This window comes from Vibrio sp. 10N.286.48.C11 (assembly GCF_041469805.1).
Classification (GTDB): domain Bacteria; phylum Pseudomonadota; class Gammaproteobacteria; order Enterobacterales; family Vibrionaceae; genus Vibrio; species Vibrio crassostreae_C.
In genome coordinates this window covers 1-22,469 of the sequence record NZ_JBFRLK010000048.1, presented here as the reverse complement: position 1 = coordinate 22,469, position 22,469 = coordinate 1, and the positions used below count along the sequence as shown (strand labels likewise).

Annotated in this window: 21 protein-coding genes; 5 read left to right on the top strand and 16 right to left on the bottom strand. The window is 45.5% G+C overall.

Going from position 1 to position 22,469, the window contains the following annotated elements; all coding sequences use genetic code 11:
- Positions 1–95 precede the first annotated feature (95 nt).
- The 3 genes from mazG to rlmD form a co-directional block, all read right to left on the bottom strand.
- Positions 96–893, bottom strand: coding sequence for a nucleoside triphosphate pyrophosphohydrolase (mazG, locus tag AB4209_RS13480; protein ID WP_372056187.1), 798 nt, complete (start codon positions 891–893; stop codon positions 96–98).
- 208 nt (positions 894–1,101) lie between these two features.
- On the bottom strand, positions 1,102–3,324 hold the full coding sequence (gene relA, locus AB4209_RS13475) for a GTP diphosphokinase (RefSeq protein ID WP_017059036.1): 2,223 nt from the start codon (positions 3,322–3,324) through the stop codon (positions 1,102–1,104).
- Between the two features lie 134 nt (positions 3,325–3,458).
- A complete protein-coding gene (rlmD, locus tag AB4209_RS13470; RefSeq protein WP_372056185.1) occupies positions 3,459–4,778 on the bottom strand; it encodes a 23S rRNA (uracil(1939)-C(5))-methyltransferase RlmD in 1,320 nt (439 codons plus the stop codon).
- A 165-nt stretch (positions 4,779–4,943) separates the two neighbouring features.
- Between rlmD and barA the strand changes: the two genes are divergently transcribed.
- Complete coding sequence (gene barA, locus AB4209_RS13465; protein ID WP_017059038.1) at positions 4,944–7,757, top strand: two-component sensor histidine kinase BarA; 2,814 nt, start codon at positions 4,944–4,946, stop codon at positions 7,755–7,757.
- A 125-nt stretch (positions 7,758–7,882) separates the two neighbouring features.
- Here barA and acpS read toward each other — a convergent pair whose 3' ends face one another.
- The 11 genes from acpS to rpoE all read right to left on the bottom strand — a co-directional run bounded on the left by acpS (position 7,883) and on the right by rpoE (position 17,293).
- Positions 7,883–8,263 (bottom strand): holo-ACP synthase, encoded by a 381-nt coding sequence (gene acpS / locus AB4209_RS13460; RefSeq protein WP_017059039.1) that lies wholly within the window; start codon positions 8,261–8,263, stop codon positions 7,883–7,885.
- Between the two features lie 69 nt (positions 8,264–8,332).
- The gene (gene pdxJ, locus AB4209_RS13455) at positions 8,333–9,070 is read right to left on the bottom strand and encodes a pyridoxine 5'-phosphate synthase (RefSeq protein WP_017059040.1); all 738 of its coding nucleotides are present in this window, start codon (positions 9,068–9,070) and stop codon (positions 8,333–8,335) included.
- Positions 9,067–9,795: a DNA repair protein RecO gene (gene recO / locus AB4209_RS13450; protein WP_019826299.1), complete on the bottom strand. Its 729-nt coding sequence runs from the start codon at positions 9,793–9,795 to the stop codon at positions 9,067–9,069. The genes pdxJ and recO overlap by 4 nt, the downstream gene beginning before the upstream one ends.
- Positions 9,796–9,897: 102 nt before the next feature.
- Complete coding sequence (gene era, locus AB4209_RS13445; RefSeq protein WP_017059042.1) at positions 9,898–10,869, bottom strand: GTPase Era; 972 nt, start codon at positions 10,867–10,869, stop codon at positions 9,898–9,900.
- Positions 10,862–11,539 (bottom strand): ribonuclease III, encoded by a 678-nt coding sequence (gene rnc / locus AB4209_RS13440; RefSeq protein ID WP_017066012.1) that lies wholly within the window; start codon positions 11,537–11,539, stop codon positions 10,862–10,864. Before rnc ends, era begins: the two co-directional genes overlap by 8 nt.
- A 26-nt stretch (positions 11,540–11,565) precedes the next feature.
- Positions 11,566–12,462, bottom strand: a complete 897-nt coding sequence (gene lepB, locus AB4209_RS13435; protein ID WP_372056183.1) for a signal peptidase I — start codon at positions 12,460–12,462, stop codon at positions 11,566–11,568.
- A 245-nt stretch (positions 12,463–12,707) separates the two neighbouring features.
- Entirely contained in the window at positions 12,708–14,501 is a 1,794-nt protein-coding gene (lepA, locus tag AB4209_RS13430) for a translation elongation factor 4 (protein ID WP_017059045.1), read from the bottom strand.
- Positions 14,502–14,638: 137 nt separating this feature from the next.
- Positions 14,639–15,109: a SoxR reducing system RseC family protein gene (locus AB4209_RS13425; protein WP_017059046.1), complete on the bottom strand. Its 471-nt coding sequence runs from the start codon at positions 15,107–15,109 to the stop codon at positions 14,639–14,641.
- Positions 15,106–16,068, bottom strand: coding sequence for a sigma-E factor regulatory protein RseB (gene rseB, locus AB4209_RS13420; RefSeq protein ID WP_017059047.1), 963 nt, complete (start codon positions 16,066–16,068; stop codon positions 15,106–15,108). The genes AB4209_RS13425 and rseB overlap by 4 nt, the downstream gene beginning before the upstream one ends.
- The gene (locus tag AB4209_RS13415) at positions 16,065–16,688 is read right to left on the bottom strand and encodes a sigma-E factor negative regulatory protein (RefSeq protein WP_017063205.1); all 624 of its coding nucleotides are present in this window, start codon (positions 16,686–16,688) and stop codon (positions 16,065–16,067) included. The genes rseB and AB4209_RS13415 overlap by 4 nt, the downstream gene beginning before the upstream one ends.
- Positions 16,689–16,714: 26 nt before the next feature.
- A complete protein-coding gene (rpoE, locus tag AB4209_RS13410; RefSeq protein WP_008223963.1) occupies positions 16,715–17,293 on the bottom strand; it encodes an RNA polymerase sigma factor RpoE in 579 nt (192 codons plus the stop codon).
- 389 nt (positions 17,294–17,682) lie between these two features.
- On the opposite strand from rpoE, the gene nadB reads away from it, so the two are divergent.
- A complete protein-coding gene (nadB, locus tag AB4209_RS13405) occupies positions 17,683–19,299 on the top strand; it encodes an L-aspartate oxidase (RefSeq protein ID WP_017059049.1) in 1,617 nt (538 codons plus the stop codon).
- A 135-nt stretch (positions 19,300–19,434) separates the two neighbouring features.
- Here nadB and AB4209_RS13400 read toward each other — a convergent pair whose 3' ends face one another.
- Positions 19,435–19,854 carry a protein YgfX gene (locus tag AB4209_RS13400; RefSeq protein ID WP_372056181.1) on the bottom strand — a complete coding sequence of 140 codons (420 nt, stop codon included), beginning with the start codon at positions 19,852–19,854 and terminating at the stop codon, positions 19,435–19,437.
- A complete protein-coding gene (locus tag AB4209_RS13395) occupies positions 19,802–20,062 on the bottom strand; it encodes a succinate dehydrogenase assembly factor 2 (protein ID WP_004735374.1) in 261 nt (86 codons plus the stop codon). Before AB4209_RS13395 ends, AB4209_RS13400 begins: the two co-directional genes overlap by 53 nt.
- A gap of 167 nt (positions 20,063–20,229) precedes the next feature.
- Between AB4209_RS13395 and ygfZ the strand changes: the two genes are divergently transcribed.
- The 3 genes from ygfZ to AB4209_RS13380 all read left to right on the top strand — a co-directional run bounded on the left by ygfZ (position 20,230) and on the right by AB4209_RS13380 (position 22,431).
- The gene (gene ygfZ, locus AB4209_RS13390; RefSeq protein ID WP_017068701.1) at positions 20,230–21,201 is read left to right on the top strand and encodes a tRNA-modifying protein YgfZ; all 972 of its coding nucleotides are present in this window, start codon (positions 20,230–20,232) and stop codon (positions 21,199–21,201) included.
- 4 nt (positions 21,202–21,205) lie between these two features.
- Complete coding sequence (locus AB4209_RS13385; RefSeq protein ID WP_372056179.1) at positions 21,206–21,667, top strand: aminoacyl-tRNA deacylase; 462 nt, start codon at positions 21,206–21,208, stop codon at positions 21,665–21,667.
- Positions 21,668–22,224: 557 nt separating this feature from the next.
- Complete coding sequence (locus tag AB4209_RS13380) at positions 22,225–22,431, top strand: DUF1107 domain-containing protein (protein ID WP_009847660.1); 207 nt, start codon at positions 22,225–22,227, stop codon at positions 22,429–22,431.
- Positions 22,432–22,469: the final 38 nt, after the last annotated feature.

Here is a 22,469-nt window from a genome sequence, read left to right as displayed (position 1 = left end):
AATATACCAGAAGCCCCTTATCGCCACAACGTGAAATCTATCACACTGCTATTTTTTATTTTTTGCTTCAAATCAATTCATGATAAAAGCTTTGGTTATCTTTTCTCCGCCACTTTGACTTCATCCCACATGGAATCAAGCTGTTGTAGTGAAAAGTCAGTCAAATTTTTATCTTGCTGACGAACTTTTTGTTCCACCCCTTTAAAGCGACGCGAAAACTTGAGATTGGCTTTATTGAGTGCCGATTCTGGGTTTTTACCTAAATGTCGTACCAAGTTAACGGTCGCGAACAGTAAATCCCCCAGCTCTTCTTCAACCAATTCTTCGTTTGGCGTCACTTGAAGTGCTTCTTCTAGCACCTCGTCCACTTCCTCTAATACCTTATTGGCGACTGGGCCAATTGAGTCCCAATCAAAGCCATATTTCGCGACCTGCTTTTGAATTTTTGTAGCACGCGAAAGTGCAGGTAGAGAGTTTGGTATTGAGTCTAGAATACTTTCTTGAGTTTTGCCTGCTTGTGCTTTTTCTTTGGCTTTTTCCGCTTCCCAATTGGCATTGATTTCTTCATCACTGGCAAACTCAGTATCAGAGAACACATGCGGGTGACGGCGTGTTAGCTTTTCGTTAATGCCATCAACCACATCAGAGAACTCAAACAACCCCTGTTCTTTCGCGAACTGGCTATAGAAGATCACCTGAAACAACAAGTCACCCAACTCTTCTTGTAGGTTCGGCCAATCTTTGTTGTGAATCGCATCCACCACTTCGTACGTCTCTTCGATAGTATGCGGGACAATTGTTTCAAAATTTTGTTTTAAATCCCAAGGACAGCCACCTTCTGGATCGCGCAGCTTAGTCATAATTTGTTCTAGTTGTTCAATCGGGTGGCTCATGGTGCTTTCCTATTATTCTGTTTGATTGTTTTAATCTAATTCTTTTCTTAAAACTAAAAAAGGTGAGCAGCCAAAACCACTCACCTTTCTATTTTTCGTCATCTCCAAGAGTGAAGTATGAGCGAGTTGGGGATCTCAAACCGCTTGGCGAGATTCCCTATCACGTTCGTCCCTCACTGTAGGGAATGACATAAATGACACAAAAGGATCATCCAAGTCTCTTAACGCTCATTACATCTTTGATCTGTTCTACTCGACTTGTCACTCGGCTCAGAATCTCAATATTGGTCACTTCCAAATCGAAATCCATTACCGATAGCTGACGCTTGTAGTCGATGCGGCTCTTCATTGTGGTCACGCTGATCTTTTCATTCGAGAACAGTGAGGTGATGTCTTTCAACAAGCCATTACGTTCTAGCGCTTCAACACGCAGCGTTAGGATGTATGAACCGACAAAGCCATTACCCCAAACGGTATCAATGATACGTTCTGGCGCATGCACGCTTAGCTCGCCTAGCTGTTCACAGTCAGCGCGGTGCACTGAGATACCACGACCTTGAGTGATGTAACCTTTAATCACATCACCTGGGATTGGCTGACAGCAACGCGCTAGGTGCGTCATTAGGTTATCAACGCCCTCAACCACTACCGCATCTTTCTTCGGACGACTCTGTTGTGCCGGCTTGTTTTCCGACTCAAGCAGTTTCTCTAGCGCTTTCTTGTCTTCTTCTTCCGCCGTTGGCTTATTCACTAGCGCATTGATGTGATTAACCACTTGGTTAATACGCAAGTCGCCACTACCAATACCTGCATAGAGTTCGTCTGGCGTATTCACGTTAAAGCGTTTTAGTGCGTATTGATCAGCATCTTTTAGGGTTGCGCCTACTTTCGCTAGCTCAACTTCCAGGATATCACGACCCGCTTCTAGGTTTTTCTCACGGCTTTGTGCGCGGAACCAAGCGTTGATTTTCGCTCGAGCTCGACCAGAATGAACAAAACCTGTGGTTGGATTTAACCAGTCACGAGATGGGTTCGGCTCTTTCTGCGTGATGATCTCAACTTGATCGCCCATCGATAGTTTATGAGTGAACGGTACGATACGCCCCGCTACTTTGGCACCGATACAGCGGTGTCCGACCATCGAGTGGATGTGGTAGGCGAAATCCAACGGGGTTGCGCCCATTGGTAAGTCGACCACGTCACCACGTGGAGTAAATGCGTATACACGGTCATCGAAGACTTGGCTACGTACCTCATCCAGCATCTCGCCAGAGTCCGACATCTCTTCTTGCCAGTCGATAAGTTTACGCAACCAAGTGATTTTCTCATCGTAGCCACTACGGCCGCTTGAAGCTCCTTCTTTGTACTTCCAGTGCGCCGCCACACCAAGCTCAGAGTCTTCGTGCATTTGCTTAGTACGGATCTGAATCTCAATGGTCTTGCCTTCAGGGCCAAGTACTACGGTATGAATCGACTGGTAACCATTTGGCTTAGGGTTCGCCACATAATCATCAAATTCGCTCGGGAGGTGCTTGTATTTAGTGTGTACCACCCCAAGGCCGGCGTAACAGTCTTGCAGCTGGTCAGCGATAATACGTACTGCTCGTACGTCAAAAAGCTCATCGAAGGCTAAGCCTTTCTTCTGCATTTTGCGCCAGATACTGTAGATGTGTTTTGGTCGGCCACTCACTTCAGCATTGATGTTTGAACGCTGCATTTCTGCGGTTAAATCATCAACGAAATCTGTGATGTATTGTTCACGAACGATACGACGCTCAGACAGCTGTTTTGCAATCTGCTTGTAGGTATCTGGTTGTTGGTAGCGGAATGCGTAATCTTCGATTTCCCACTTAAGTTGGCCGATACCTAAACGGTTTGCCAGTGGGGCATAGATGTTAGAACACTCTTTTGCGGCCGCGCGACGCACAGCATCAGGCGCTTTTTTTACCTCGATAAGGTTACAGATTCGTTCAGCGAGTTTGATGACTACGCAGCGGAAATCATCGACCATAGCCAGTAGCATGCGTCGAACGTTATCAACTTGACCCGAGGCAGCACTGCCTTCAAGGGTCACGTTTAACTGGCCTAAGGCCGCCATTTCTTCAACGCCATCGATCAACTTTACGGTTTCTTTACCGTAGCTTTCTTCAAACGCTTCGCGCTCAAAAACGCCGCTTGAGACGACGGGGAAAAGTTGTGCAGCAATTAAAGTGGCACGGTCCATGGACAAGGTGACCAAGATTTCGATCATCTCACGGCCACGCCAAAGCAAGAGCGATGCTTGCTCGTGATCTTTTAAAAGTTCTTCACAGTGACGATAAACTTTAATCAGTTTATTCGAGGTTTTTGCGTCTTGATTCAATGACGCAATCCAACTTTCTAGCTCAAACTGTTCGCTTGGGTTTAAATGTGCGCTTCGTACCGCAACCATCATGCCTTCCTAGTTATTATGTTTTATACCCAATTCAATATGACTAACTGGTTCCAAGTTAGTTCGACCATATTGATATCAGCGCAGGCTTCCCTGCGCCTTTGTGATTCATTTGAAGCCTTGTTTAAGGGCCTCTAAGCCTTGATAAAGAGAGCCATCGATTCTAGATGACTGGTGTGTGGGAACATGTCCAACATACCCAGTTTGGCTAATTGATAGCCTTGTTTTTCTAAGCTCTCAGAATCTCTAGCTAGAGTAGCAGGATTACACGAAACATAAACCACACACTTCGCTCCTAACGCTGAAATTTGATCAACGATCCCACTCGCTCCCGCACGTGCCGGGTCAAGCAATACTTTATCGAATTTCTCTTTTGCCCAAGGCTGTGAAGATAAGTCTTCTTCAAGGTTAGCTTGGTAAAATTCCGTATTGCTTAACTGGTTTAACGCTGCATTAGATGCGGCTTGCTGAACCATTTCATCAACGCCTTCTACACCAACCACAAACGCCGATTGTTGCGCGATAGGCAGACTAAAGTTACCGAGACCACAAAACAGGTCTAGCACTCGCTCATCCGCTTGAGGCTCTAGCCACTCAATCGCTTGAGCCACCATCTGCTGATTCACTTTCTGGTTTACTTGGATAAAGTGGTTTGGCTCAAACGGTAACGTCACGCCAGTTTCGCTGTAGCTAGGCGCATCACCAACCAGACGGACCAACTTATCGGTTTCAGGCATCGAATACAGCGTAGCGCCTTCTTCTTTTGCTAACGCAATCAGCGCTTGCTCATCTTTTTCAACCAGAGGCTTAAGGTGACGTAGCACCATAACAGGGCCAGTATCGCCCAACACCAGTTCAACGTGTCCTAAAGACGTAAGGCTGTTGAAAGTGTTCAGTAAATTTTTCAGTTTTGGCAGCAACACATTAAGGCGAGGATCAAGCACGGCACAGTCGGTGATGTTTTCAATCTGCTTACTCTGCTTCTTACGGAAACCGAATTGAAGCTGTTGTGTCTTCTTATCAACAAATAGGCTGATACGTGCGCGACGTCGATAACCGGTTTCATCACCGACAATAGGTTGTGCAACTTCAGTGTTCGCCGTTTGGTATTGGCTCATCAGGTGCGTCAGAGATTGCGATTTATGCTCAACCTGAGAAGAGTAACCTAGGTGTTGAAGGTGACAACCACCACACTGATTAAAGTGCTTACAAAACGGCTTTAAACGCTGCTCGCTCGGCTTCAATAACTTGATGAGTTTAGCTCGCGAAAACTTACTTTTGCTCTCAGTAAGTTGAATAACCACCTGCTCACCGGGCAATGCGCCATCAATGAAAACCGGTTTATTCTTTTGATAAGCGATGCCAGCGCCATTGTGATCCATTCGTTCAACCAAAACCGATTGATGCTTGGTCTCGAGTTGAGTTTTCTTTTTTGGTTGGAAAAAACGTGCCATTGCTTGTGCCTAATGTATCTTTTAATAAGTAATTGGTATCCAGGACTCACTATTATGTCTTGGAATCATTGTCGAACGTCACGGCTTTGATTAAGCTTACCGTTCACTTAACCGCCATTGTGTGCGTTATTTTCCCATATCCAGACCTCGATGTAATTAAAGAACATGACCAGATATGGCTTAAGAGCCCGTGTAATTACCTTAACTCTAGCTCCAACCCTGATTATTGGGTTGCTATTGAGTGCATTTTTCTCATTTAACCGCTATCAAGACCTTGAAGGTCAAGTGGTTAACACTGGTACTAGCATCATTGAGCCACTTGCGATTACGAGTGAATCAGGCATGAAGCTCGAAAGTCGAGAGTCTGTTCGTCAGCTTATTAGCTATGCGCATCGAAAGAATTCTAAGCTAGTGCGCAGTATCGCGGTGTTTGATGAGCGTCATGAGTTGTTTGTAACCTCAAACTTCCACCCCGATTTTGAAAGCCTGACCTACCCCAAAGATAAACCGATCCCGCATTTAAGCTCATCGAACCTTCTCGATAATACGCTGATTCTGCGGACACCTATCATCGCCGAAGGCCAGTACATCAATTCAGCCAACGGTCAGTCTCAAGCTAATCAAGCGATCGGCTACATTGCGATTGAATTAGATCTTTCATCACTTCGATTGCAGCAATATCAAGAAGTGTTCTCTGCATTCTTAGTGTTGATTCTCGGGCTTGGTTTATCGGGCGTGTTTGCGTTCCGCTTAATGCACGATGTCACTCAACCGATCACACACATGAAAAACATGGTCGACCGAATTCGTCGAGGTCACCTAGATGTGCGTATCGAAGGTAAGATGCATGGTGAGCTAGACTCGCTGAAAAACGGTATCAATGCGATGGCGGTATCGCTATCAGAGTATCACGTCGAGATGCAGCACAGTATCGACCAGGCCACATCAGATTTGCGTGAAACTCTTGAACAGCTAGAGATTCAAAACGTTGAGTTAGACATCGCGAAGAAACGCGCTCAAGAAGCGGCTCGTGTTAAGTCTGAGTTCTTAGCGAATATGTCTCACGAATTGAGAACGCCGCTGAACGGTGTGATTGGCTTTACTCGTCAAATGCTCAAGACTCACCTATCGAACAGTCAAACCGATTACCTACAAACCATTGAACGCTCGGCAAACAACCTGCTTAGCATCATCAACGATATCTTGGACTTCTCGAAACTTGAAGCCGGTAAATTAGCCCTAGAGAACATCCCATTTGAATTCCAAGCCAGCCTTGAAGAGGTAGTAAACCTTCAAGCAACCAACGCTCATGAGAAAGGCCTAGAACTGACACTGAAGATCGACCCTAAAGTACCGCCAGGTGTGGTGGGCGATCCACTGCGTATTCAGCAGATCCTAACCAACCTAGTGGGTAACTCAATCAAGTTTACCGAGCGCGGCAATATTGATATCAGCGTTGAGCTGCGTTCACAAAGCGAAGACAACATCGAGCTGCAGTTCATGGTTCGCGATACGGGTATTGGTATTTCTGAGCGTCAACAAGCTCAGCTTTTCCAAGCTTTCAGCCAAGCCGATGCAAGTATCTCTCGTCGTTACGGCGGTACAGGCTTAGGTCTGGTTATCACCCAAAAACTGGTCAGCCAAATGGGCGGAGAGATCAGCCTAACCAGTCGTCTTCACCAAGGCTCTACCTTCTGGTTCACCTTGAGACTATCAACGACTGATATGCCGATGACAGAGCTGATTGAGACGCAGTGTCTGCAAGACAAACAACTGCTGCTTATCGAGCCAAACATGCAAGCGGCATCGATTACTCAGCAAATCCTAACCCAAGAAGGCTTAGTGGTAACGTATCGTTCGGTGATGCCAGATGAGACGACCTCGTATGACTACGTTCTGCTTAACCTAGCCGCCAACCAAGAGTATCAATTTGATACTGTGAGTGGTTGGGCGATCGGTGCGAAGAAGATTGCTCAAAACGTGATTATTGGTACACCAAGTACCGAGCTAGCGTTGGGTGAGCAACTAATGAAAGAGGTCGATGTTCAGTGCATCACTAAGCCTCTTTCTCGTAAGAAGTTGCTGCAAACTCTGGTATCGAATCAGGCACCTACCTTGATTGCACCAGCGATTGAAACGCATTCTGAAGAGAAGTTACCGCTTACTGTGATGGCAGTAGACGACAACCCAGCCAACCTTAAGTTGATTACCGCGCTGCTTAAAGAGCGTGTAGAAACCGTCATCAGTTGTACCAGTGGTCAGCAGGCTATAGACAAAGCGACAGAGACGCCATTTGATATCATCTTCATGGATATTCAAATGCCACAGATGGACGGTGTAACCGCTTGTCAGAACATCAAAAAACTGGCGAACAATGCGAATACACCTGTAATTGCCGTGACCGCACATGCAATGATTGGCGAACGAGATCGACTGCTTGAAGCGGGCATGGATGACTACCTAACCAAACCTATTGAAGAGCATGTTTTACAGCAGGTTCTGATTCATTGGAGCTCGACCTCTGAGGTTGAGCTCATCGAAAAAATAGATCCAGACCACCCAGCGGTCTCTGCTGAAGTCGACAACGGTCCGGTGTCAGAAACTGAAGCCAGCGTGCACACAAACATCATCATTGATTGGCAAGCTGCGATGAAACAAGCCGCCAATAAAGAAGACCTCGCACGCGATATGCTGCAAATGCTCGTCGACTTTATTCCAGAGGTGTATGAGGCAGCAGACAAAGCGATAGAAGACAGTGACTATCCAGTTGAAGAGCTGATACACATCATTCACAAGATGCATGGCAGCAGCTCGTACAGCGGCGTACCAAGGCTAAAATCGGTATGTGCGACAATAGAGAAAGAGCTGCGTTCAGGTACTTCTGTTGAAGACATTGAACCTGAGCTTTTCGAGCTTCAGGATGAATTAGATAAGGTTCAAGCAACCGCGATTCACTACTTGAAACAGGCGAAGGCCTAGCGGGTACTTGTTACTCACTAGTATTCTTTAGAGGGTTTACCCGCCAATAAAAAAGCAGAGCTCATGAGCTCTGCTTTTTTCTGTCTAGAGCCAAGAGCACTAGATATAAAGTCGCGATAATCTGTTTACGATTCGAGTAACACCGTTGCCACAGCGTAGTGACGCTCATCCGAGATAGTCAGATGAATCGATGTTGTGCCATTCGCCTCTGCGATTTCACGCGCTTTCTTGTGTAAGCTCAATACTGGCTTACCATGCTCATCGTTTGAAATCTCAAAGTCGTGGAAGGTAACACCCAGCGCAATCCCCGTACCTAACGCCTTAGATGCAGCTTCTTTAGCAGCAAAACGTTTTGCAAGGTAACGGCCTTTTTGCTTCAACTGTTGGAATACTTCAAACTCAGAATCCGTCAAAATACGCTGAGCAAAAGCGTCGCCACTTCGCGACAGCGCCTTCTCGACACGTTCGATTTCTGCGATATCTGTACCTAATCCAACAACTGCCATGTTTCCTCTACTACTTAACTTCTGTCTAATGATTAACTGTACATCGCTTAGTGCCGACGACTTGCCGAACTAAGCGTTGTTACGTGCTGTTTCCATGATTGCTTTCATGTCTGCAACGGCTTTGTTTAAGCCATCAAACACTGCACGTCCCATGATCGAGTGACCGATGTTCAGCTCGTAGATCTCTGGAAGTGCCGCAATCGGTGCTACGTTGTGGTAAGTCAGACCATGACCCGCATTGACTGTGATACCTAAGTCATCTGCATAGCTTGCGCCTGCTGCGATCTTCTTAAGCTCGTCTTGTTGATCTTCTTCTGTCTTAGCATCAGCATAGTGACCCGTGTGCAGTTCAATGAACGGTGCGCCACACGCTTTTGCAGCATCGATTTGCTCACGGTCAGCATCGATAAACAGAGATACCTTGATACCTGCTGCAGACAGTTTTTGTGTCGCCGCTTTGATCTTCTCTAGTTGACCAACTACGTCCAAGCCACCTTCAGTGGTTAGCTCTTCACGTTTTTCAGGAACCAGACAAACAAACTCAGGATTAGTATCGAGTGCAATTTGAACCATCTCGTCCGTTACGGCCATCTCCAAGTTCATGCGAGTTTGAAGTGTTTCAGCCAGAATACGCACATCGCGATCAACGATGTGACGACGGTCTTCACGCAGGTGAATAGTAATGCCATCTGCACCAGCACGTTCAGCGATTTCAGCTGCGTGTACTGGATCTGGGTATTTAGTACCACGTGCATTACGTAGTGTTGCAATATGGTCGATATTAACGCCTAAAAGGATTGAGCTCATTTTCCAATACTCCGTGCTCTGGAGAGGGCTATTGTTGGCATAAATAGCTCTCTACTTTTTAATGGTTTGCCGCCAAGATACGGCTTTAAGGCTATGCGTGTAAAGCGTTTTGCCGCTTTTAACTGCTCTTTAGTGATAAACCTACGTTCGCTGATTGCAATAAGTTCATCGCCCATAAAAGTCAGGTTATCTCGACGTACTGAAGCGATGAAACCTTTCTGCTCTCGATAGCGATAAGTCATGCTCGGATCAATCGCTTCGCCAGTGCCCGCGCAGTGTAAAAAGTCGACGCCGTAACCCATAGCAGATAATAGAGCCAGCTCAAAGCGACGCAGTGCTGGCTCAGGATTATCATTATGCGCCAGCTCTGTTAAAGCATGAAGATAGTCGTGAAAAAGTGCAGGCATCGGTACTTCCGCCATCAATACCCGACCGATAAGCTCGTTCACGTACATGCCTGAATACAGATTAATACCGGCGAGAGGGAGCCCCAAGCTGATGGGTTCAGCTTGGCGTAAGGTTTTCATCGAACCATTACCAGACCACTTAAGCAATAGCGGCGTAAAAGGTTGTAATGCACCTTTCAAATTGGAACGCTTGCTGCGAGCGCCTTTAGACATCAACGTCACCCGACCGAACTCTTCGCTGAAGACGTCCAAGATCAGGCTCGACTCACTGTATGGTCGACGGTGCAACACAAAGCATCGCTGTAACCCTTCGCTCAATCACTTACCCTTATTACAGATACAAAAAGAGAGAGTTCGCACTCTCTCTTGGATTTATCTTCAGTTCAACTTTCTTAATCTCAGAAAGTGACGTTCAATATATTATAGATCGTCGATGTAGCCTAACGAGCGAAGTGCACGCTCATCATCAGCCCAGCCAGATTTAACCTTAACCCAAGTCTCTAGGTAAACCTTACGACCGAATAGCTCTTCCATATCGATACGCGCTTCACGACCAATTGTTTTGATCTTCTCGCCCGCTTTACCAATCACCATCTTCTTCTGACCTGTTCGTTCAACAAGAATCAGAGCATTGATGTGGAAGCCATCGTTATCTGGGTTGTAATCGAAGCGTTCAATTTCAACCGTTACCGAGTAAGGTAGCTCGTCACCCGTAAAGCGCATTAGCTTTTCACGGATAATTTCAGAGGCCATAAAACGTTGCGAGCGATCAGTCACGTATTCTTCAGGGAAGTGGTGTGTCGCTTTAGGTAAATGTTCACGTACGTGCTTACGCAGTACATCAATATTTTTACCTTGCTTCGCTGAGATTGGCACTACATCAATGAAGTCCATCTTCTTAGAGACTTCCATCATGTGCTGCATCACGTTAGTACGGTCTTGAACGTTATCTACTTTGTTGATGCAAAGTACAACTGGGAAGTCAGTCTTCTTCAGTTTGTTCAGAACCATCTCATCGTCGTCAGTCCAGTGAGTACCATCGACAAGGAAGAATACTAGGTTTACATCACTCAATGAGCTGTTCGCCGCACGGTTCATCAAGCGGTTGATGGCACGCTTTTCTTCAATATGAAGTCCAGGAGTATCAACAAAGATCGCTTGGTAATCACCCTCAGTTTCAACGCCCATAATACGGTGACGTGTCGTCTGTGGTTTACGTGATGTAATAGAAATCTTCTGACCCAGAATATGGTTCAGAAGCGTCGACTTACCTACATTTGGGCGACCGACAATAGCGATGAAGCCACAGTGTTGGTTTTCCGGTAGGCCTGTTTTTTTGCTATCAGATGAAAAGAATGCATCGATATCGAAATCTTGGTTGTTATCAGACATTGCTTAGTTGCTCTAATGCTGTTTCAGCAGCCGCTTGTTCTGCCTTGCGGCGGCTAGTGCCTTTACCGATAACAGGTTTATCCACACCTGCCACTTCACACTCAACCGTAAACTCTTGGTTGTGTGCTTCACCTTTAATATTAGTCACTGTGTAGACAGGTAGAGGATTTCTTCGACCTTGCAAAAACTCTTGTAGGCGAGTTTTCGGATCTTTTTGAGATACTCCAGGCTGAATAGCATCTAGGCGAGATTGGTACCAGCTTAAAATAATGCCGCGAACCGTCTCGGTATCACTATCTAAATAGACAGCGCCGATGACCGCTTCAACCGCATCCGCTAGAATAGAATCACGACGGAAACCGCCACTCTTCAACTCACCTGGACCTAATTTTAAGTAATCTCCTAGTTCGAATTCACGACCTAGTTCTGCCAATGTATGACCACGTACTAATGTTGCGCGCATGCGGCTCATATCACCTTCGTTTACCTTAGGAAAACGGTGGTAAAGATCATCAGCGATAACAAAACTTAAAATTGAATCGCCCAGAAACTCAAGACGTTCGTTATGTTTACCTGCGGCGCTGCGGTGAGTCAGCGCCAAGTGGATAAGATCGGCATCATTAAACTGATAGCCAATCTTTCTCTCTAGTTTATCAATTGGAGAATTCATGCTCTCTCGATGTGTTATGTGATCGATTAATGAATCCCACCGATGCGATTAAAACGCACACCAGTAGGAATCCATGTTGGAAGTACACTGTCTGAACCGCGTTCGAATTCGAAGCTGATCCAAATAGCAACGGCCTTACCAACAAGGTTTGCTTCAGGGACAAAGCCCCAGTAACGGCTATCGGCACTGTTGTCACGGTTATCACCCATCACAAAGTACTGGCCTTCTGGAACGACCCATTCGTTAACACCATTGCGAGGCTGATATGCTTGCACACGATCGCGGCGCAATGGGTTAACTAAAATCTGGTGTTCTACGTCTCCAAGCTGTTCGTTCAGCTGAATCAGAGGCACACCATCTTGAATAAATTGGCTCTCTTCAACATTACTTAGTTTCACTGGTTCACAGCTACTTGCACCCTTCGCCTGAATGCAGATCTCTTTACGACTGCTGTAGCGAATGGTGTCACCTGGCATACCAACAACACGCTTGATGTAGTCGATGTTAGGCTGAGGTGGGTACTTAAATACGATTGAATCACCACGCTCTGGCTTGCCCGTTTCTACCAGTTGAGTGCGCCATACTGGGTCTTTTAGACCGTACGCGTACTTCTCTACCAAGATGAAGTCACCAACCAAAAGCGTTGGCATCATCGAGCCAGAAGGGATTTGAAACGGTTCATAAATAAATGAACGCAGAACCAAAACAAATGCAATTACCGGGAAAATGGACACACTGTTCTCAACCCACCAAGGTTGAGCCGTAACTTTTGCGCTAGTTTCAGCGTCTAGGCCATTCGATTGTGCTTCAACGTCAGCAAGCTTTTGCTGGCGCTTCTTCGCCCACACAAACTTTTCCAACGCCCATACAATGCCGGTCACTAGAGTTACGATCACTAAGATAAGCGAAAATGTATTAGCCATTGATATCCCTTAAATTTCATTTCTTTAAAAATAACGAAAGTGAAAGAGTATAACCCTTTCACTCTGCTTAATATTTCTAATCTGTATCAATCATGCTGACTAAATGCTGGGGAGATTACGCAGGAAAAATCGTTTAGTTCGAGGCGCAAAGTGCAGTGACTAGTGGGCCTAATTGCAATCTTTGCAACAAAGAAATAAACGATTTTAACCAGTAATGTTCAGCAGATAGTTAGTGCGATTGATACCTAGTCTTTGCCAACATGAAGGATTGCAAGGAAAGCTTCTTGAGGCAGTTCAACGTTACCGATCTGCTTCATACGCTTCTTACCTTCTTTTTGTTTCTTAAGAAGTTTCTTCTTACGACTGATATCACCACCGTAACATTTTGCGATTACGTTCTTACGCAGTTGTTTCACTGTAGAACGAGCAATGATGTGGTTACCAATCGCTGCTTGAATCGCGATATCGAACATCTGACGAGGGATGAATTCTTTCATCTTCTCTACCAGTAGACGACCACGAGACTGAGCAATATCTTTGTGCGTAATGATAGCTAGTGCATCAACTGTTTCGCCATTCAGCAGTACGTCTACACGTACCATGTTTGATGGCTCGTAACGTTGGAAGTTGTAATCCAATGATGCATAGCCGCGAGACGTTGACTTCAGACGGTCGAAGAAGTCTAGAACTACTTCTGCCATAGGAAGATCGTACGTCACAGCAACTTGGTTACCGTGGTAGACCATGTCTACTTGTACGCCACGCTTCTCAACACACAGTGTGATTACGTTACCTAGGTAATCCGAAGGTACCAGAATATTACAGCGTGCAATTGGCTCACGAATTTCTTCTAGGTCATTAACCGCTGGCAGTTTAGCCGGGCTATCAACGTAAAGAACCGTTTTATCTGTTTTTACAACTTCATACACTACTGTTGGAGCAGTTGTGATTAGGTCTAGGTCGTATTCACGCTCTAGACGCTCTTGGATGATCTCCATGTGAAGCATTCCTAAGAAGCCACAACGGAAACCAAAACCAAGTGCTGCTGAACTTTCTGGTTCAAAGAACAGTGATGCATCGTTCAGGCTTAATTTGCCTAACGCGTCACGGAAGTTTTCGTAGTCATCAGATGATACAGGGAATAGACCAGCGTATACCTGAGGCTTCACTTTTTGGAAACCAGGTAGACGTTCAGTGCTGCCGCCTTTTGCAAGCGTCAACGTATCACCAACCGGTGCACCTAGGATGTCTTTAATACCACAAACAACCCAACCTACTTCGCCAGTATTTAGCTCTGTAGTATCGATTTGCTTAGGCGTGAAGATACCTAGACGGTCAACACCCCATACTTGGTCTGTCGACATTACTTTGATCTTATCGTTCTTCTTCAGCTTACCGTTTTTGATACGAACCAAAGAAACTACGCCAAGGTAGTTATCGAACCAAGAGTCAATGATCAACGCTTGTAGAGGCGCTTCAGGATCACCTTCCGGTGGCGGGATTGCCGTCACGATGTTTTCTAGAACATCATCAACACCCAAACCTGTTTTCGCAGAACAGCGAGTCGCTTCCATCGCATCGATGCCAACGATCTCTTCGATTTCTTCAGCAACACGTTCTGGTTCAGCAGCTGGTAGGTCAATCTTGTTCAAGATTGGCACTACTTCCAGTTCCATTTCGATTGCTGTGTAACAGTTTGCTAGAGTTTGTGCTTCAACACCTTGGCCAGCATCCACTACAAGTAGTGCGCCTTCACAAGCCGCTAGAGAACGAGATACTTCGTAAGAGAAGTCTACGTGTCCAGGAGTGTCGATAAAGTTAAGTTGGTAAGTTTCACCATCTTTAGCTTTGTAATCTAAAGTCACACTCTGCGCTTTAATTGTAATACCACGCTCGCGTTCTATATCCATAGAATCGAGGACTTGAGCTGCCATCTCACGTTCACTTAATCCTCCACAAACTTGGATTAAGCGGTCAGAAAGGGTCGACTTACCGTGGTCGATGTGGGCGATAATCGAAAAATTACGAATGTGCTTCATAGGCTTGGTGTGACTAAACTCTTTGAATAGGGATAATAAGAAAGCCGCGACGCGTCCAATCTACAGTCAGCATTGGTGGCGGCATTTCAATCAAGTTGGCAGATTCTACCCAATTTAAGGGCAAGAAGCATCATAAATTAGACGAGAGACTCACCTAGGATTCGAATCAAGACGACTTCTTGCTTGGATTTGTCTTCCATGGGTTTGGCTAACCGCTTCGCTAAGGCAATCCCACCAGCAGTAAACAGTGCTGCACTTAAGATAACAATGCCCTCGCCCCCCTGGAGTAAGGGTTGTAACAAGAGTTGCCCAAAACCAGCACCAATCATCAACATGAAAAGTGGGATGAGATAAACAATCGCCGCCGACTGAAGTAGGCTTTTTTCTGGAAAGCCAATTTCTACGATTTGTCCAGCTTTGACTAAGCTTTTGGTTTTAAGCTGCCAAAACAAAGATTTATTGCCAACAGCCTTGGTCACAATACCCGTACCGCAGTTTTTTTGAGAAGAACAGCTGCTACAACTGGTTTGTTGTTCGCAGCTCAATTGAACAAAGTATTGCTTACCTTTTTGTTCAACCGAGCTAACGGTCGCCAGCGCGGTCATCATTGCGCTTGTACCGATTTATTAAATGTAACTGACTGAGCAATACGTTTTGCAGTTGCCGGCGGAATGTCACCAACCACAGAGATCTCTTTATCGCCAATCACTAAGCTGTGCAAGGTTCTACGCCCTTGACGCACCAGCTGCCCTTTCAATGAATGCTCATCTTTTTCCGCGATATAAACCGAAAAGTTAAACAGTCCATCACTGAAAAGCTGACTTTCAACCATTTTATCGGTCGCAGCCATTTGATAGCGGCTAAGCTCTTTTGATTTAAACCCTTCAGGAATCCACGACGCTTGCCAGTTAGTTTCACTCACTAAGCCTTCCGGTAATGATAAAACTTTCGGCAATTGAGCTTGGCTCAAGCCACCCATAGCCTCAGCAATCTTATCGTTCACCACGTAAGAGATAGTGCGGTACTGTTCAAGCACTTCGCCATCACGATCCAAAAGGTCGGCACGCAAAGGAAGATTCGTTTTTTCGTCTACCCAAACCACGTAAGAGTAGCGAAGGCCATCTTTCGGCACGACACGCAGCACTTGAGTGGTGCTACCTGCTTCACGAGAGCGACCAACTTTCACAAAGTCGTAGTACTGATTCAGAGATTCGATATCTCGATTAATCATCGGAATAACAGGCGCAACCATGCTGCCTGACTGAATCGTAAATGGCTCTGTACCCGGCTCGATGTAGCTAACTTCGTTGCCACGTCGAATGACTTCACGAACAGGGCCGCTTAGATAAACAAGGTGTGCAAGTTGTTGGTCGTCGTTAACCGCATGGCGATAAACAAGAGGCTCAATACTGCTCTTCTTTATCAAAATGTAGGAGAGTTCGTAATTTAGATGCTGACTGGCCTCGTTCATTTGATGCAACAAGGCCTTTGCAGTGGTTTCCTCTGCAAAGGCTGTTGGAGACATCAAGCTGAACAGTGTCAGTGCACTGACCAGGATTTTCTTCATTCAATGTCCGATTCTAGATGTGCATCTTGCATTGGCGATGCATCACTGTTTAATCTTAGCTGCAGCTCATAATCTTCTAACAATGCATGAACGCGTTTGCGCTGCTCTTGCAAGTTAGCTTCAGATGCTGGTTTCTCAACAGAGTCACGCGTTAAACTTACTGGTTCCGCAGAACCGGCAAATGGAATCGTCTGGAGTACAGGCAACTGCTCTGGTGCTGCAGGGTCGCTACCACCATATTGTTGAACACCTAATACAACGGCTAATGAAACACACGCTGCCACGGCAACTTGTCCAAACTGTTGTAACCACGCCGGAAGCTGACGCTTCGCTTGCTGAGGTTTAGGTTGCTCTTCAATTGGAGCAACAGTAGGTTCAACATTCACTTGGTGCAGGTTCGACATTGAACCATGTGCAGGCTCGTTCTCAAGCGCTGCCGCTACACTATTAGCAATGTTCCACTCTGGAGTTTCTGGCGAATCCCCACGCATAACATCACCAATTAAATGGTAACTCTGCCAAGTATCCATGCTTTCTTGATCAGATTCTAGATCTACAATGAGAGCTTTATCGATCGTTTCACCATCCATGAGTGCCGAAAGCTTTTCTTTATCAGCCATTATTTTCACCATAATTATTACAAGTTCTAGCGTTGCAAAAGAGGTTTGATTTTCTTTTCCACCGCTTCACGAGCTCGGAAAATACGCGAACGTACGGTTCCTACAGGGCAATCCATTACTTCTGCAATCTCTTCGTAGCTCAAACCTTCGAGCTCTCGCAACGTCATTGCAGTTTTTAAGTCTTCTGGTAGCGCTTCAATCGCTCCAAAAACAACTTGTTTCAATTCTTTAGACAGCGTTAAGTTCTCAGGGTTCGATATTTCTTTTAACGCGCTGCCTGTTTCGTAATATTCTGCATCTTCTGCATCTACATCGGTTGCTGGCGGCCTACGGCTTTGGGCAACGATATGATTTTTAGCGGTGTTCACGGCAATTCGGTATAACCATGTATAGAAGGCACTCTCGCCACGAAAGTTAGGTATCGCGCGGTAAGCTTTAATAAAAGCTTCTTGTGCTACATCAGGTACATCACCGGAATTATTCACGTATCGAGAGATAAGATTACAAACTTTGTTTTGATACTTAACCACTAGTAAGTTAAATGCCTGCTTATCTCCACTCTGAACTCGCTCAATCAACACTTGATCGGTTAGCTGCTCGTTCATTCGAGCGGGTACTCCTATTGTTATAACCCTCACCTTCACAGATATGGGTACTAATTATGCGAAATGTAGTATTGACACCACCGTCTACAAGAGCACTATTGTGACTAAGCCAAATACCGAAAGTTCCAACTTTCTTAAAATTATTTGCCATTATTGTTTCACAATGTGATGTAATAAAAATAGCTATCCCTATCAATTTGGGGAAACTTGAGCAAAAGCAATGGTATTGAGCAATTAAATATTTCTAGATAGCTGTCTATATATTGATTTTGCATAGCGTTTAAGGATGACTCTGGAGAGATTATAACAGTCTTAGCCAAACTCCTAAAACAAGACAAAGTCAATTGAGAGTGGACAACTCGACTATAGCCCGGGATTTAATAAGTTTTATGAACGCAAACCGTGAACATCAGTGTGATGTATTAGTGGTAGGAAGTGGTGCGGCAGGCTTGTCATTAGCCTTACGCGTAGCAGAACATGCAAAAGTAATTGTATTAAGCAAAGGACCACGCAGCGAAGGATCGACGTATTACGCACAAGGTGGTATCGCCGCGGTGTTCGATGAGTCGGACAGTATTGAGTCTCATGTAGAGGATACTCAAATCGCTGGGGCTGGGTTATGCGAAGAAGATACAGTTCAATTCATTGCTGAAAATGCGAAAGAGTGTGTGCAATGGCTGATTGATGGTGGTGTTCCATTTGATAAAGATGAGAACAGCACAGAAGGCCAACCAAAATATCACCTCACTCGTGAGGGTGGCCACAGTCACCGCAGAATTCTGCACGCTGCCGATGCAACTGGCATGGCGATGCAAACCTCACTACAAGATAACGTCAACAACCACCCAAATATCGAGATCTTCGAGCGCCACAATGCGCTGGATTTGATCACGGAAGATAAGATTGGTGGTTCAAAAGACAAGGTGATCGGTGCCTACATTTGGAACCGTAACCAAGAACATGTTGAAACCGTGCGCGCTAAGTTTGTTGTATTAGCAACAGGCGGCGCTTCAAAGGTTTACCAATACACCTCTAACCCAGATGTTTCTTCAGGTGATGGTATTGCTATCGCTTGGCGTGCGGGTTGTCGTGTGGCAAACCTTGAGTTCAACCAGTTCCACCCAACTTGTTTATTCCACCCAGAAGCGCGTAACTTCCTACTAACGGAAGCACTGCGTGGTGAAGGTGCTTACTTGCGTCGTCCAGATGGTTCTCGCTTTATGAAGGACTTCGATGAGCGCGGTGAACTGGCGCCACGTGATGTGGTTGCTCGTGCAATTGACTTCGAAATGAAGCGCTTAGGTGCCGACTGTATGTATGTTGATATCAGCCACAAGCCTGAAGAATTCATCACAGCGCACTTCCCGATGATCCATACTCGCTTGATGGACTTGGGCATCGACATGACCAAAGAGCCGATCCCTATCGTACCAGCCGCTCACTACACGTGTGGTGGTGTCATGGTGAATAAGCAGGGTCAAACCGACCTAACGAACTTGTATGCGATTGGCGAAGTGAGCTACACCGGCTTACACGGTGCAAACCGAATGGCTTCTAACTCACTGCTTGAGTGTGTGGTTTACGCATGGGCAGCAGCAAAAGATATCGTTGAGAACATCGACCAATCTCAACTGTGCGCTGAACTGCCAGCATGGGATGAAAGCCAGGTCACCAACAGTGATGAAGAAGTTATCATTCAACACAACTGGCACGAACTGCGCCTATTCATGTGGGATTACATGGGCATTGTTCGAACGGATAAACGACTAGAGCGAGCATTGCGTCGCATTCAGATGCTGCAACAAGAAACTCATGAGTACTACAGCTACTTCAAGGTTTCGAATAACCTATTAGAACTGCGTAACTTGCTACAAGTGGCAGAGCTAATGGTTCGTTGTGCAATGCAACGTAAAGAGAGCCGCGGCCTCCACTACACGTTGGATTACCCTGAACTTGCAGAAGACAGTGGCCCAACGATTCTGACGCCAGAGAAACGCCAATCATAATAATTGGTTAAACGTGCTTAGCGAATTAGCCGTCAGCGGAAAATGATTAAACGAAAGGGAGCCGAGTGCTCCCTTTTCTTTTGTCTAACGCTTTCTTTTATCTAATACTTTCTTTCATCGAATAGTTTGGCTTCTCTAGCGCGCTCGTTGTAAGTTCGCCAGAAAATGACGATATTCGCGCTCGCAACAGCTGTCTCGCCAAAGCAGTACCGAGTGCCCACATTCAAACTGTAATTTAACGAAGAACTGCGCCCAGATCTTATCAACGGACTTGAGTCGGTAAGTTCGGTCATTGAGTCGAATATCACCATCCTCTTTATAATCAAAACGGCCATGGGCACTATTCAAAATCAGATGATTAGTTTGAAGCAGATGAATCAGCAGTGCCAAGCAATAAAGGCTGACAACAAGTGGAATAGAAGACAGGACGATGAAAAACAAAAGGCACCCGAAAACAGTGCCCTTTGCGAATAATGCGGAATATGAAGGGTTAAGCTGGAGCTTAACGAACCTTGCTGAGGTTGTGTGCGACAATTTTATCAACCATTGATGCATGGCCTAGGTTTTCACTGCGTCCGTGTCCCATCACCCAAGTAAACAAATCTGGGTCATCACACTCTAATAGAGAAACAAACTCGCGCTGTTCCTGCTCTTGCAATGAATCAAAACACTCTTCGAAAAATGGCATGATGACTACATCAAGTTCTAACATGCCGCGACGGCAACCCCATTTAATTCGTGCTTTCTGCTCTGCAGTGTACATTGGCTATCCTCACCTATAATTTTTCTTTCTCGGAGTGTAACAAGTCATACGCCCTGTAACTACTATGTGAGTCACAGTCCCTATCTAAGCTCACAAAAAAACCTAGGCTGACAAAGAAACAGAACCGGATTAACATAGAGCCAAATAAAATTCTTAGGAAAGATAAAATGGATTGGAAAAACACATTTCAGCCACTCGCTCATACGCAAAATGAATCGCTTCCAGAACTGATGATGACACACGTGTCAGACTGGAGCGCAATCACCATGATAGGCGATGACAAAAAGTCGTACCTACAGGGTCAAGTAACGTGCGATGTCGTCACTCTTCCTAATGATGAATCCACATTAGGCGCGCACTGTGATGCAAAAGGAAAGGTATGGAGTATCTTTCGTTTGTTCCACCACAACGGTGGCTACGCACTCATGCAACCTAAATCAGCGATTGAAGTCGAGCTCGTTGAAATCAAGAAGTACGCGGTGTTCTCTAAGGTCGATATCGAGCAAACGTCTGACGTTGTTATCGGTGTGATGGGTTCGTCAGCTAATCAATACATTGATTCTATTTCAGAAAGCCAAGGTAATGTGCGTGCTATCTCTGGTGGTACAGCGGTTCAAGTTGCAGATAACCGCTGGGCTCTACTTGTGACAGAAGAAGCCGCTGAAGCCTTGGTATCAAACAGCGCTGCGGAGAAAGTATCAGAAACACTTTGGCAGTATCATGAAATTCTTGATGCTCAGCCGAACCTATCGAAAGCAGAGCAAAACGAACACATCCCTCAAGCACTCAACCTGCAAGCGATTGGCGGTATCAGCTTTTCAAAAGGCTGTTACACAGGTCAAGAAACAGTTGCTCGTGCTAAATACCGTGGCATGAACAAGCGTGAGATGCGCATTGTGTCGGGCACAACTGCGGACGTGCTGTCGTTAGAAAACCCTATTGAACTGGAACGTAGTGTGGGTGAGAACTGGCGTGGCGCAGGCCGACTATTAAACGTCTATCAATTTGCTGATAACCGAGCGATTGGTTTGATGGTACTGCCAAACAACCTTGATGACGATGTTCAGCTGCGACTGACCGCGCAGCCTGATCAAACATGGAATATCCTGCCACTGCCGTACAGCCTTGACGACGAGTAACCACGTGGAAACGCAGATTACACAATGGCTGGATCAACAGCAGGTGAATTATCGCCTGCTGATGCAAAGCAAGCCAACCACCAGCATTGAAGAAACTGCACAAGAGCGAGGCATCGACGCCTCTCAAATGGTGAAGTGCATCCTGCTCAAGGATATGGGCAACCAGTATGCGTTAGCCTGTACTGCTGGCGATCGCTCTGTCGACCCCAAGAAAGTACGCTCGGTACTGAATTGCCGTCGAATGACCTGCGTGTCGCTCGCTGATATTGAAGCGATAACCGGTTTTAAAGTGGGTTGTGTTGGTCCGCTCGCTCTCAAGAGACACATGCCGATCATTTTTGATCCTTCCATTCAAAACAACTCGACCGTAACCATTAGCTCCGGCGACCGAATGGCTGGCGTTGCGCTGGATCTCAATGATCTTATGGCGCTATGTGCACCGACCGTCGCGGACATCAGTCGATGATCGTTTAGATCATGCTTCGCAAACTTCATTTTAATATTTCATTGAGTACATTTTTAGTGTGAACCTCGTCATAAGAAGAACACACCATTAATAAATAGTTACTCAAAATAAAAGCATAAGTAGTCACAAAGTTAAATTTGCGTTATTGTAAATTTACTGACTAGCTATTAAGCAAATCAGTGCAAGTGAATCCACTGAGTAACATCAGTATCCACTTTTGTGTAATGCATCTGTGACTATTCGCCCGTTTTAGACGGGCTTTTTTTTGTCCGAAATTTACAATTTGATTACACAAACAAAAAAATCCCGCCTATTCTTATACTTGTAACATTATCACTGCTTAATACTGAACAGAAAAGTTCACGGCAGTTCACTACTCAGTATTATTTTGGGGAGGAGCTCACGTAAAAATAGATATTTACTGAAGAAAGTGCTTAGAACAGCACAAATATCTAATTAACGTCAACGCTACTGCATATAACTCCATGCTTATCACAATTATTATCTCGGAGTTTTTCTATAATATGCAGGCTAGGTAAATATAAGGATAATTAAGAATGAGACTGTTTAAGCGCTATACACCGAGTATGATTGCTAAACATGTAAGTCGACTTTTCAAAGGACGAATCTACATTTACGGCGTAGGTAAATTTGAGTTTGATAACGGTAAACTCGTACTACCAGACCGAGCAGAGAAGCGTCACTTCCAAACCGTGAAAGAAATAAATAGTGAAATCATGAAACTGCGCTGCGCGTACGCATGATCTGATAGTCTAAAGAATTAAATCGAGTAGGAGGAGGC

Bases quoted from the DNA above. Each gene is read 5' to 3' on its own strand.
- AB4209_RS13400 (WP_372056181.1), bottom strand. From the start codon at position 19,854: ATGCATCAATGGTTGATAAAATTGTCGCACACAACCTCAGCAAGGTTC.
- AB4209_RS13425 (WP_017059046.1), bottom strand. From the start codon at position 15,109: ATGATGACCGCGCTGGCGACCGTTAGCTCGGTTGAACAAAAAGGTAAG.
- lepB (WP_372056183.1), bottom strand. From the start codon at position 12,462: ATGGCTAATACATTTTCGCTTATCTTAGTGATCGTAACTCTAGTGACC.
- AB4209_RS13415 (WP_017063205.1), bottom strand. From the start codon at position 16,688: ATGGCTGATAAAGAAAAGCTTTCGGCACTCATGGATGGTGAAACGATC.
- relA (WP_017059036.1), bottom strand. From the start codon at position 3,324: ATGGTTGCGGTACGAAGCGCACATTTAAACCCAAGCGAACAGTTTGAG.
- lepA (WP_017059045.1), bottom strand. From the start codon at position 14,501: ATGAAGCACATTCGTAATTTTTCGATTATCGCCCACATCGACCACGGT.
- nadB (WP_017059049.1), top strand. From the start codon at position 17,683: ATGAACGCAAACCGTGAACATCAGTGTGATGTATTAGTGGTAGGAAGT.
- mazG (WP_372056187.1), bottom strand. From the start codon at position 893: ATGAGCCACCCGATTGAACAACTAGAACAAATTATGACTAAGCTGCGC.
- rlmD (WP_372056185.1), bottom strand. From the start codon at position 4,778: ATGGCACGTTTTTTCCAACCAAAAAAGAAAACTCAACTCGAGACCAAG.
- pdxJ (WP_017059040.1), bottom strand. From the start codon at position 9,070: ATGAGCTCAATCCTTTTAGGCGTTAATATCGACCATATTGCAACACTA.
- rseB (WP_017059047.1), bottom strand. From the start codon at position 16,068: ATGAAGAAAATCCTGGTCAGTGCACTGACACTGTTCAGCTTGATGTCT.
- era (WP_017059042.1), bottom strand. From the start codon at position 10,869: ATGTCTGATAACAACCAAGATTTCGATATCGATGCATTCTTTTCATCT.
- barA (WP_017059038.1), top strand. From the start codon at position 4,944: ATGACCAGATATGGCTTAAGAGCCCGTGTAATTACCTTAACTCTAGCT.
- ygfZ (WP_017068701.1), top strand. From the start codon at position 20,230: ATGGATTGGAAAAACACATTTCAGCCACTCGCTCATACGCAAAATGAA.
- acpS (WP_017059039.1), bottom strand. From the start codon at position 8,263: ATGGCAGTTGTTGGATTAGGTACAGATATCGCAGAAATCGAACGTGTC.
- rpoE (WP_008223963.1), bottom strand. From the start codon at position 17,293: ATGAACGAGCAGCTAACCGATCAAGTGTTGATTGAGCGAGTTCAGAGT.
- AB4209_RS13395 (WP_004735374.1), bottom strand. From the start codon at position 20,062: ATGTACACTGCAGAGCAGAAAGCACGAATTAAATGGGGTTGCCGTCGC.
- AB4209_RS13380 (WP_009847660.1), top strand. From the start codon at position 22,225: ATGAGACTGTTTAAGCGCTATACACCGAGTATGATTGCTAAACATGTA.
- rnc (WP_017066012.1), bottom strand. From the start codon at position 11,539: ATGAATTCTCCAATTGATAAACTAGAGAGAAAGATTGGCTATCAGTTT.